The 11,881-nt window shown below is 37.1% G+C and carries 10 protein-coding genes and 1 pseudogene; 5 read left to right on the forward strand and 6 right to left on the reverse strand.

The annotated features are described in order from the left end of the window. Positions 1-91: 91 nt before the first annotated feature. Positions 92-562, forward strand: a complete 471-nt coding sequence (locus ACSQ6I_RS10120; protein WP_438890211.1) for an SH3 domain-containing protein — start codon at positions 92-94, stop codon at positions 560-562. A 35-nt stretch (positions 563-597) separates the two neighbouring features. Here ACSQ6I_RS10120 and ACSQ6I_RS10125 read toward each other — a convergent pair whose 3' ends face one another. Then, complete coding sequence (locus ACSQ6I_RS10125) at positions 598-2,517, reverse strand: putative bifunctional diguanylate cyclase/phosphodiesterase (RefSeq protein WP_438890212.1); 1,920 nt, start codon at positions 2,515-2,517, stop codon at positions 598-600. A 336-nt stretch (positions 2,518-2,853) separates the two neighbouring features. Further along, positions 2,854-5,877 (reverse strand): exonuclease subunit SbcC, encoded by a 3,024-nt coding sequence (sbcC, locus tag ACSQ6I_RS10130; protein WP_438890213.1) that lies wholly within the window; start codon positions 5,875-5,877, stop codon positions 2,854-2,856. 496 nt (positions 5,878-6,373) lie between these two features. On the opposite strand from sbcC, the gene ACSQ6I_RS10135 reads away from it, so the two are divergent. Then, positions 6,374-6,985 (forward strand): Uma2 family endonuclease, encoded by a 612-nt coding sequence (locus ACSQ6I_RS10135; protein WP_438890214.1) that lies wholly within the window; start codon positions 6,374-6,376, stop codon positions 6,983-6,985. Between the two features lie 410 nt (positions 6,986-7,395). Here the strand turns inward: ACSQ6I_RS10135 and ACSQ6I_RS10140 are convergent, their stop codons facing one another. The 3 genes from ACSQ6I_RS10140 to ACSQ6I_RS10150 all read right to left on the reverse strand — a co-directional run bounded on the left by ACSQ6I_RS10140 (position 7,396) and on the right by ACSQ6I_RS10150 (position 8,646). Further along, the gene (locus tag ACSQ6I_RS10140; RefSeq protein WP_438890215.1) at positions 7,396-7,887 is read right to left on the reverse strand and encodes a hypothetical protein; all 492 of its coding nucleotides are present in this window, start codon (positions 7,885-7,887) and stop codon (positions 7,396-7,398) included. Next, positions 7,887-8,270, reverse strand: a complete 384-nt coding sequence (locus tag ACSQ6I_RS10145) for a deaminase (protein ID WP_438890216.1) — start codon at positions 8,268-8,270, stop codon at positions 7,887-7,889. The genes ACSQ6I_RS10140 and ACSQ6I_RS10145 overlap by 1 nt, the downstream gene beginning before the upstream one ends. A gap of 139 nt (positions 8,271-8,409) precedes the next feature. After that, on the reverse strand, positions 8,410-8,646 hold the full coding sequence (locus ACSQ6I_RS10150; protein ID WP_438890300.1) for a hypothetical protein: 237 nt from the start codon (positions 8,644-8,646) through the stop codon (positions 8,410-8,412). 75 nt (positions 8,647-8,721) lie between these two features. On the opposite strand from ACSQ6I_RS10150, the gene ACSQ6I_RS10155 reads away from it, so the two are divergent. Both ACSQ6I_RS10155 and ACSQ6I_RS10160 read left to right on the forward strand, forming a co-directional pair. Beyond that, positions 8,722-9,324, forward strand: coding sequence for a DUF3318 domain-containing protein (locus tag ACSQ6I_RS10155; RefSeq protein WP_438890217.1), 603 nt, complete (start codon positions 8,722-8,724; stop codon positions 9,322-9,324). Positions 9,325-9,347: 23 nt separating this feature from the next. Continuing rightward, positions 9,348-9,686 carry a carbon dioxide-concentrating mechanism protein CcmK gene (locus ACSQ6I_RS10160; protein WP_438890218.1) on the forward strand — a complete coding sequence of 113 codons (339 nt, stop codon included), beginning with the start codon at positions 9,348-9,350 and terminating at the stop codon, positions 9,684-9,686. 79 nt (positions 9,687-9,765) lie between these two features. Here the strand turns inward: ACSQ6I_RS10160 and ACSQ6I_RS10165 are convergent. After that, positions 9,766-10,449: pseudogene (locus ACSQ6I_RS10165) on the reverse strand (DUF2887 domain-containing protein). A 185-nt stretch (positions 10,450-10,634) separates the two neighbouring features. Here ACSQ6I_RS10165 and ACSQ6I_RS10170 point away from each other — a divergent pair. Next, entirely contained in the window at positions 10,635-11,801 is a 1,167-nt protein-coding gene (locus tag ACSQ6I_RS10170; protein WP_438890219.1) for a pyridoxal phosphate-dependent aminotransferase, read from the forward strand. Positions 11,802-11,881 lie beyond the last annotated feature (80 nt).

An 11,881-nucleotide genomic window follows, 5' to 3' on the forward strand; every position in this document is an offset into this window, starting at 1 on the left:
TAATAATTTAGTCAATAATACTTAATCAATAGTTCATCCTTAATCATGAATTAATATGGACTATTGATTTAGTGGTTTTGAGGTTCTCACTATGATTGTTGGTGTATTTAAATATATACTTGGTTTTTTATTAGCGATCGCTGTCTTATTAGGTAGTGGACTGACAATAGCTCTCTATTTTGTCAATCGTACCGCCATACCCCCAACAAGACCCACATTTGCTAATGATAATCCCAAGCCGAAACCAGCGCAAGCAAAAGCAACCCCGGTAAAAGCAACCCCTACTGCTACTCCTACTTCCACCGCTACTCCTACACCTACTCCCACAGAATCACCCAAGTCATTACCACCAGGGGCTTACCAAGGTTTAGTAACTTGGCCTCAAGGCTTGAGTATGCGAGATCAACCCACTATGGATGCAAAGAGTGTGGGTGGAGTTTCTGCTAATCAAAAAGTGATCATTTTAGAAGAAAGCCAGGATAAAAACTGGCAAAAAATTCGTGTTGAAGGTAGTGATCAAGAAGGTTGGGTAAAAGCAGGTAACACTAAAAAAGTAGAATAGTAAGAAGGGCAGTATACTCACCATGCAAGGGTTAATTAATTGACATAATTAGATGCAACTACATAAGAGTTACTCACCCGTTGTTGTTGATATTTTGTCAGCATGATTGTCGCGTCATCAGCTGATAAAGGATGACTAAAAAGATACCCTTGCATAACTTCACATTCCAGAATTCGCAATACATTCAATTGTTCTTCTGTTTCTACTCCTTCGGCAACTACTGCTAAATTTAGTCCATGTGCTAAGGCAATTATGGCTGTTGTAATAGCTGTCTGATTATCACCATTAGCCAAATCACGCACAAAGGACTGATCAATTTTTAAAGAATGGATAGGAAAGTCTTTTAGATAACTGAGAGAACAATATCCCGTACCAAAATCATCTATAGATATAAATACTCCTATATTATCTAATCCTCTTAAAATTTTTTGAGTCAATTTTACATCTTGCATAGCCACAGTTTCAGTAATCTCTAATTCCAAATACTTAGGTTCTAATTTGGTTTCTGATAGTACCTGTTCAATCATGCTAACTAAGTTTGGTTGCTGAAATTGTCTAGCTGAAAGATTGACAGCTACTGATAGATATGGTAATTTAAGATTCTCTTGCCAAGCTTTGTTTTGTAAACAAGCAGTTTTTAACACCCATTCAGAAATTGGTAAAATCAATCCAGTTTCTTCAGCAATAGGAATAAAAGTGGCGGGAGGAATCAAACCTAATTCTGGATGTTGCCAACGTAAGAGAGCTTCCATTTTAGTGATTTCACCAGTAGAGCTATTTACCTGTGGTTGGTAGAACAGTTTAAATTCTTCTCGCTCTAAGGCATAGTGCAAGCTATTTTCTAAAATGAATAATTCTGGGGCTTGGGAATTGATAGCTGGGTGATATAACTTGTAGTGATTACGTCCCTGCAATTTCACACGAGATAAAGCTGCATCAGCATTTTTAATTAGGGTATCGGCATCTTCTCCATGTTGGGGATAGAGCGCAATTCCAATACTAGGACTAATATTTAAATGGTAACTTTCTATCTCAAATCCTTGTTTAAAAGCTGCAAATATCCGCTTTTGGATGACATCAATATCGTTGATGTCGCTTATTTTTTGTAACAAAATAATGAACTCATCACCACCCCAACGACCGATTATATCACCGACACGCAGACATTGTTTTAAGCGTTGAGCAACCAGTTGTAATAATTTATCCCCAATCCCATGACCTAGACTATCATTAACTTTTTTGAAGCGATCTAAATCCAAAAAACACACTGCTAAGTGATGATTTTGATGAACTTTTTCCAAAGCTGTAATGAGTAAATCATTAAATAATACTCTGTTTGGTAAATTAGTCAAAATGTCATGCAAAGCTTGATAGTTAATTGTTGCTGATGCTAATTTTTCAGCAGTGATATCACGAAAACTCCAAACTCTCCCAATATTTTTTTCACCAATATGTTGTAGTTGAAAATGAGGATTAAATACTCTTCCATCCTTAAAAAAAAGGGTATCATGAATTTGTTTATCTGGGTGATTATTTAATTCTCTTAATATTTTTAGATAATATCTAGGATTTTCTACCTGTTTGAGCGCAAATCTCAATATCTGTCTATAATTACCTGATTTAAGTAATAACTCAGGAATGTTCCACATCCGCAGAAAATTTTGATTAAAGCTAACAATTTTATTTAGATTATCCAAAATTAAAATACTGTCTGTAGTAGATTCTAAAGCTGCTTTTTGTAAAGCTAGTGATTTTTCTAATTCAATTTGTATATTTTGGCGTTCGGAAATTTCTCTTTGTAATTTTTCTGCCAAAGAGGATTCCGTTATATATATATTGTGAGTTCGATATTTTTTTTCTTGTTGATTAATAAATTTTGAAACTAGAAGATTTAAAATAATTAAAGCAACAAGTTGAATTCCTATACAGGTGATTACCCCAACCATCAAAGTCATTATATTAGCCTTTGCTCTAGTAGAGTGCTTCTGATTTTATGATTTTTGTATTTTTGATGTTGCATAATTAATCTCTTTTATTTATACCCTAGTATCGCCTGGTAAAAATAAATATCCAGTGAAAAAAGTTTAAAAAGCTGATCAATCTTGCTTTCTTGCCTCCTGCCTCTTTGCACTAGCACACGTATTATCACTAGTAGATAACGAAAATGTCAAGATAATTGGCAGAAAATACTCATTTTTTATACCATAAATAAGCGATATCTATGGACGCTACATACAGCAGAATATGGCTTACGCCACGCTACGCTTAATTTTAGGGAAAAGATTAAAGTATTAAATTAACAAAGATATCTGTGATCCTTGCTGTGTTTTATTAACTTCGATCCGGGCTTGAAAGGCTTCTTTGAGGTGGGGCATATGTGTTACAGTGAGGATACAGGCGAAATCTGTAGCGATCGCATTAATGGAAGCTATCAAGCGATCGCACCCTTCCGTATCCTGAGTACCAAACCCTTCATCTATAATCAGTAATTGCAACGCTGCACCAGCACGCTGCGCTAATAACTTCGCTAAAGCCAAGCGAATTGCAAAATTAATTCTAAACGCTTCTCCCCCAGAATAAGTTTCATAAGCTCGCGTCCCCCTGGCATCAGCAATTAAAATATCTAAAGTGTCTATCAACTTAGCATTTTTCTTACTTGACTTCCCACTCCTTCCAGCCTTCTGTGTAACAAACTGCACGTGTAATTGATTTGCACTCAACCGCGAAAGTAGTTGATTTGTCTCAGCTTCCAATTGCGGTAACACATTTTCAATCATCAAAGCTTGGATACCATTTTTACCAAAAGCTTGCGCTAATTCCTGATAAACCCGCTGCTGCTGCTTGCAAGATTGCAATTGTTCCTGTTCTTGCTCATACTGAATTTGCAGCGTTTCCAATTGATGTATTAACTGTTCCAAACGCCCTAAATTAGCGATTTTTTCATCAAGTTCTCGTCTACGAATTGCTATTTGCTGTTCTAAAGCATTAATTTGATCAACAGGATTAGCTGTTAATTTTAACTGCTCAACAATACTATCAATTTGACTAGCTAGATTTTGCTGATCTGCTAATCTAGTATTTTGAGAACTTGCCAAATCTTGCAATCTGGTTTGTAATTGAGGATACTGTTGCTGTGCAGACAAAAATTGTTGATAACGCAACTGCCAAGATTGAGACTCACGCACAGCTTGACGGAGATGATTGTGCTGTTCAGAACTATAATTAAGTTCGGCAAGTTGCACAGTTAAAGCTTCTATTTGTTTAGCAATATCAGAATCTGTTTGTTCAGACTGAATTCTCTCCTTCAACTGCTCAATATTAGCTTGCAATTCTGGCTTTCTGGCTGCTAATTGGGTTTGACGCTTAATTGCTTCTCTAATTTGCCCTTGTTTAATTTCTGCCCATCGACAACGCTCTACTTCATTTCTTGCTAAGGCGTGGTCTTGTTCACTATAGTTAAGTTGTTGCAGATATTCATCTAACTGCTGAAGTTCAGCTTGCTTATCAGGAGCATAATTACCTTGTAAAGAACGCTCTAAATGTTCTCGTTCTAAACCAAGTTGTCTTAACTGTTCTTGAATATCCGTAGTCGCTTGCAATTGTGCGGCTAATTGTCCCCTTTTTTCCCGCAAAGTATCATAAACCGCTAATTGTTGCGATATTTCCCGATATTCCTGTCTCAATATCTGAATTTCTTTATCTGAAACCGCCATTTGTTCCCGCACTACCCAAAATTGCCCTTGGGTATCTTCATATTCAAGTTGAGTTTTTTGGATAACTCGACTCCAATGATGTTCATCTAAAGGACGTTCGCACAAAGGACATAACGCATCTGGATTTTGGAGCATTTGCAATTTCTGCTCTAGTTCCCCCAGTAATTTTTCGTAGTCTTTCTGTGTAGTTCGTAACCGTTCGATAAAGTGCCGGCGTTCCTGTCCTTTTTCCTGTACCCGTTGCAAATAAACCCGCTTCTTCTCCAGTTCTTCAATTTGCACACCTACATCCATCACAGCTTGCTGTAGTTGGGGTTGACGACGATTTTGGTTTTGGAGTTGGTTTTCTGTATTTTGCAGTTGTTCTAGTCGTGCTACTAATCCAGCATGGGTGCGATCTAATTGAGTTTGTAAAGTGGCTCTTTGTTGTAACAAAGGATTCACTTGCATTTGCAATTGATCTAAATGAGATAAATGATTGCGTGCGGTAGCTAATTGAGCTAAAGCTGTCTCTACTTCTGGGGATTTAGTGAGAGTTTGTTGAATTTCTCGCTCTTGTTGCTCTAGAGCTTCTAATTGAGCTTGAGATTGTTGTAGTTGACGCTCAAGGGTTTGAATTTGTTTATTCAGTTGTTGTTGCTGTTGTTGTCGTAAGCCAGTCGCTTGGGTATGTTGAGCAAATTTAGTAGCAAAAGCTTCTTCTTGAGATTGCAGACTTTGATATTCAGCGTATCCTGTTGTAATTTCTGATTCCTGATTGAGAGTAGTTTCTAAATCTGCTAACTGAGATTGTACCGTTAATTGTTCTTTGTGCAAGCGATCGCAATCTTGGCTCAGATTTTGGTATTGTTGCCTTACAAAACTCAATTGCTGTTCCCAGCTTTGACGTTGGTGTTGAACAACTTGCAAACTTTGTAATTGAATATTATCAAAAGCTTGCTGCTGTTGCAGTTTATCCAGTTGAACTTCCAACTCTACTCTTTGCGCTTGTGTCGTCTCCCGTTGTTGGAGTTGAGTTTTAATTTGTTCCAAAGAACGCTCTAACTCTTCCAGTCTGCCTTTATACTGTTTAGAATAATCCTTAGCTCGTTCTTCTAATTGATCATATTGATTGAGTTTTAATAACTCCGCTAAAATTTCCTTGCGTTCTGTGGGACGCTTAAGCATGAATTCATCTGCTCGTCCTTGACGTAAGTAAGCCGAATTAATAAAAGTATCGTAATCGAGCTTGATATGTTGTAAAATCACATCTTGGGTTGCTCGTACCCCTTTACCAGTAAGAGGACGAAAACCAGCAGGAGTTTCAATTTGAAATTCGAGTATACTAGTTGCACCCCTAACGCGGGTACGAATTACTCGATATGTTTGTTGGTTATTGTGAAAAATAAAATCAACTCTGACTTCTTTTGCACCAGAATAAATCACATCATCTTCAACAGTGGCGCGGCTTTCACCCCAAATTGCCCAAGTAATTGCTTCAAGTAAAGAAGATTTACCCGCACCATTAGAACCACAAATACAAGCCGTATGCAAACCGCCAAAATCTAAAGTTGCATCACGGTAACTAAGAAAATTTTTGAGGATAAGTTGTACAGGGATCATTCAGGCTATATCGACATATCTAAAATTTTAATAATTAACAGTACAGATGCACTTCTTTGTTAGTTTAGCGATTCAAAGAGCAGGTTTCTAGTCTTAAAGACATCAATTTTACAAAAATTTACAATATATTGACTTATTTTTTCTCTATTTGATGATTGGAAGAGAAATCAATCAAGAAAAATTGTAGGGTGGGTTAGAACGGTAGTTCGTAACCCACCTTAAAATTAAGGGACAATGGTGGGTTACGCTACAAACGACTCATAGGTTAACTAAAAATGGAACCCCTCTCCAAACCTCTCCCCGTAAACGAGGAGAGGCTTAAAACTGAGTTTTTTTGTCAAGGAAAAGTACAATTCCTAACCGTTTTGAGTATACGCTGCGCTAACCCACCCTACAATTTTTGAGTAATGGCGTGAAAATGTTATTATTCTGAGTAAGTAAGGTCTGTCACCAAGCATCAGTGCAAACATTGTCAATCTGGGGAGAAACAGCAACAATGACTCAGACTCTACAGAAAGAAGTCACATTAGACGAATTTATTTCCTGGTATCCAGAAAACACGGATCACCGTTATGAGTTGCATGATGGAGTAATTGTGGAAATGCCAAAACCACAAGGTAAGCATTCTAAACTCGCAGGCTTTATCTCTGGTAAGCTATTTGTTGAAATTCAGCGATCGCAATTACCCTTCTTTATACCTAGAGAATGTATCATCAAATCTAGAGCCGGGAAATCTGGATATGAGCCAGATGTGATAGTTTTAGATGAAGCAGCCCTTGTCAACGAACCAAGATGGGAAGCAGAATCAATCATCACACAAGGAAATTCAGTCAAATTAATCATTGAAGTTGTCAGCACAAACTGGCGTGATGATTCTTTCAAGAAACTGGGTGAATATGAAGAGTTAGGTATTTCCGAATATTGGATTTTTGATTATTTAGCCTTGGGTGGAAGAAATTTCATTGGGAATCCTAAACAACCGACTATTTCTATTTATGAATTAGTAGAAGGAGAATATCAAGTTACTCAATTCCGGGTAGATGAAACGTTAAAATTGCCAACATTTCCAGAACTGAATTTAACTGTTGAGCAGATTTTTCAACTTTGATAAAGATTGAGTGATAAAGGGACTTCATTCGGCATCAATACTATTACCAATTGCAGAAATAAAACCCCATAACAGTAAATAATATCTGTAATTTTTTACTACTCCTTTTTCAGTGTAAGAGTACTTATCTTCTTACTTCCTTCTTTCTTCGCGTCCTTTGCGTCTTCGCGGTTCATTTAATCGGTATTTTTTTGGTGGAAAGGGAGTAACTCAACTGTATTATTCTATAAGTTACTCAATGTAATTCAATATCTGACCTCTCTCTTTGTAGGAGAAAGGCTTTGAAGTGTAAAACCTATTTTAAATCTGTCGGTGGACTGTCATTACTCCAAGCCCACCAAACATGGCCACAATGACAATGGTAGAATTCTTGCCACTTACGACGATGATCTGCTGTGCTGACAGGCGATTTATGCAGTCACTAAAGATTCATCTTCTTCCCAGGTAAACAAAGGTTCAAGTTCACCTGATTCATAAAAAGTGATTGCAGCTATTAAGCATTGGGGTAAATTAACACAAATTTTCGCAGGATAATTTCCTGTTTGTCCACCCACAGTTAATTTTTGAATACCGTTATTTGCATTTATTAATGCTTGATAAAAAATAGATAAATTAGTTTTTTGAACAGAACTATGTGATGTAGCTATTTCATCGTCAACCGGATGTAAGAGAGAATAAAAAATCTCGTTATCTAAAGTAGTTGTAACAACATATTTACCTGCATTACCTCCACCAACCATCATATAGCTTTCATCATCAGCCTCTAAACTAACTAAGGTTTTAGTGATACCATCTAATTCACAAATAGCTGTTTTAATTTGTTGCCAACTGGGATTTTCAATGCAGTTTTCTTCATTTCTATTTCTTGTCCAGTTGTCTGTATATAATTTGGTGACAAACATTATTTCCTCCTTGTTTTTGGGGGTGTAACTTGGATTGTTTTACTACCACTGGGAGTAATAATTTCTAATTCTTCTATACCTAATTGATAAGCCATAGAGTTTACACCCCCTCTTAAACCGCAAGCATCACAAAGGTCTCTATCTACAACTAAACGAGCTTTTTTACCTGTAAGACCTGCATCTTTTACTTGCTGAAAAGCATCAGCTTCTGCATGAGTTCTAGTTATAGGGTTAACTTTAAAAGTGATTTGCCGAGGATAAGGATTACTCCCAGAATTGATGCCAAAAAAACTTTGACCATCTATTTCTAGTTTAGCAATTGTTGATTTATCTGTCTCACTACCAGCAGGAGGTAAACCAAGACGCTGCCTATATTCAGCCAAGTTATCAAAAATGCTGTTCGTTTTTCCTCTCTTTGATTTGATGATTTGATGTATCTAGCGTAAGGCATATTTGAGGCTTTAAATTGTTCAATTCTGAGCCTCCCAGTCCAAACTCGCTGGCGCGAATTTCAATTACAAACTATTTTAAATCTGTCGGTGGCCTGTCATTACTCCAAGCCCACCAAACATGGCCACAATGACAATGGTAGAATTCTTGCCACTTGCGACGATGATCTGCGGTGCTGACAGGCGATCGCCTATTTAGCCAAACTTCTACCGCTTCTCGACTACTGGAGTGACATTTGGGACAGCAAAATTCATAAGCGTGAATAGCCTGATCTGTCCATTCTGGTGGAGTGTGAGCAAAAGCATCCATATAATTAAAATCTTTGCAGTGAAGTCTTAGTAGTAATTTAATATACATATATTATTATGCCTAATAATGGACACGATGGAGCCAAATATTGAAATTCGCCGTTTATTAGATGTGATGCCGGCTTCTGGACGCATGATGACCAAAATCGTCAGTAAACCAGAGCAAAAAAAGGTCATATATGCGGCTTTTCCCTTACCCTGGAATCGAGAACGCCCAATATATATTAATTTCGATTTGTGGCGACGTTTAACTAAGCCGCAACGAGATTTGCTACTCCTACATCAGGTTAGCTGGTTGACTGGGGTGAGGTGGATAAAACCAGATATTTATCAAGGTGTGGTTTTAGCGGGGTTATTAGGTGGAGTGGTGGAAGCGGCTCAATCTGATGTGGTTGGTGTGGTTATCGCTGGGGGATTAAGTGCTTTCGCTGGGGTGCGGATATGGCGCATGAATCAATCACAAGAGTCAGAGATAACCGCCGATATAACAGCCCTTCGCATTGCCCAAAGACGGAATTATTCAGAAACAGAAGCCGCACAGCATTTGTTAACCGCCATCGAGACAGTAGCCAAGATAGAAGGGCGTTCTGGTTTAGACTTTAGCGAGTTAATTCGTTGTCAAAACTTGAGAGCGATCGCAGGTTTATCCCCCGCAGGTATTCCAGAAAATTATCAATAGATTTGAATTGGAGTAAAACGAAATTGACATTAGCATTGGGCATGATAGAAGTATACGGAGTTCCCGCAGCAGTGGAAGCAGCAGACGCAATGTGTAAAGCTGCCCGTATCACTTTTGTGGGTTATGAAAACACTGATTTAGGAAGAATTACGATTTTAATTCGCGGTGATATTGGCGAAGTGAATATGGCAGTAAATCAGGGGTTGGAATCGGTTTTAAAAGTGAATGGGGGTGAAATACTTTCCCATCACATTATTCCCCGTCCCCATGACAATTTAGAATATGTTTTACCAATTCATCAAAGTGCAAATATTTCCCAATTTAACGCCGATATTCGTTTTCCTCCTCCACTGAGTAGTTAGAATTTACTATAATTAGATACTTTATTTTTAAATATCAACTAATGTAAGAGTTTAGCAATGCTAAACCCCTACCATGACTTTAGTTTTTAACGGCTGCTAACCAAGCCTGTAAATCATTTAAACTGTTAAAATCTAATAATGCTTCACTCAAATTTTCCATTACAGGTAAAGCTAACACAGAAATAGAACCGCACATTTCTTCTGGTAATTCTCCAAATCGTTTTGTTAATTGTCTAATAACCAGATTTAAAGTTGCTTCTTCCCGTCCTTCTTCTCGCCCTTCTTGTTTAATTTCTCTGTAAGCGCGACTTCTTTCAAGTGAAATTCCCAGCATTACTTCAACCTCCCTTAAAGTAAGTTGTTCAAATTTGTACATCATTATCGTCGTGATCATCTCTATTATGACCTGACTTGATAAAGATGACCAAATAATTACTAATTCGTAATTCGTAATTCGTAATTAAAGAGGGTACAAGCCCCCATTAAATCTAGTCCGGTTACGGTAGAAATATAAATGAGATTCTGCAAATACTCTTTCATAAAGTTGTTCATCCTTTTGAAATTGTACCTCACAAAAATATACTATTCCCGGAGTTTCATTTTCCGGCGGTAAGAACACACCATTAATTTCAAATTTAGGTTCTTTTACTGCGACAGAATCAAATCTATAATTATCTGCGTTCTTTGGTGGTTGTGCTAATAGCTGAAATAGCACAGATGGATATTGTTGGAATAATTTATAAAAAATGGAATCTCTACGCATGAAGCACCTGATATATTCAATCTTTTAATTGATAAATGTCGATCTTCTTGAAGAAGATACCACACATACCTGTAATTTTTTATATATGATTTTATGATTTAGAATTCCTATATACTATATATAGTGATCATTGCCTACCTTATACCATTTTATCCAAGTCTTGTAATATTTACGAATTAAGAATTATGAATTCCCCATTTTCTCGTATGAATGCGATCCAATCGCCAATTATTCCCGTTGTTGGGGAACTCATCAAAAACTCTCCTGGCACAATTTCTCTCGGTCAAGGTGTAGTTCACTATAGCCCACCACAGGAAGCAATAGAACTCTTAGCAAAATTCCTCGCTGAACCAACAAATCATCTTTATAAAGCAGTTGTAGGTATTCCCGAATTATTAACAGTATTAACAGCAAAATTATCAAATTTTAACGGCATTGATATTAATGGAGCAAATTGTATTGTTGTCTCAGCAGGCAGCAATATGGGTTTTATGAATGCCATTTTAGCAATTACTTCTCCTGGTGATGAAATTATATTAAATACACCCTACTATTTCAATCATGAAATGGCGATTAAAATGGCAGGTTGTCATCCAGTATTAGTAGAAACAGATGAAAATTATCAATTAGTTCCTGAAGCAATAGCCCAAGCAATTACGCTAAAAACTCGTGCTATTGTGACGATTTCTCCGAATAATCCCACAGGGGTAGTTTATCCAGAAACAGCATTATATCAAGTTAATGAAATTTGTCGGGAACGAGGTATTTATCATATTAGTGATGAAGCTTATGAATATTTTACCTATGACGGAGTAAAACACATTTCACCTGGTGCATTTTTGGGAAGCAGTGAATATACAATTTCGCTGTATAGTCTTTCCAAAGCTTACGGTTTTGCTAGTTGGCGTATTGGCTATATGGTAATACCTCAACACCTGCTAAATGCGGTCAAAAAAGTGCAAGATACGATTTTGATTTGTCCCCCTGTGGTTTCCCAATATGCTGCTGTAGGGGCGTTGCAGGCAAAAGACGACTACTTAAGAGATCATATCAGAGCGATCGCACAAGTTCGGCAATTAGTTCTAAACACACTCAGTCAACTCCAAGGTTTATGTACCATTACCCCCGCAGACGGTGCTTTCTACTTTTTCTTAAAAGTGCATACGCAAATAGATGCTTTTGAATTAGTTAAAAGATTGATTCAAGAACATCAAGTAGCAGTTATCCCCGGTACTACATTTGGCATGAAAGACAGTTGTTATTTACGCGTTGCTTATGGTGCATTGCAACAAGAAACAGCAAAATTAGGGATAGAAAGATTAGTTAAAGGTATAAAATCAATTATATCTTGAATAAGTGGCTATATTTCAGCAACCAAATTTGAATAAGTCTTGTTAACTATTCAGTTAATCCATAAAGTGCTTTTATTAGC

Origin of the sequence: Anabaena sp. WFMT (genome assembly GCF_051781005.1) — a bacterium.
Taxonomy (GTDB): Bacteria; Cyanobacteriota; Cyanobacteriia; order Cyanobacteriales; family Nostocaceae; genus Anabaena.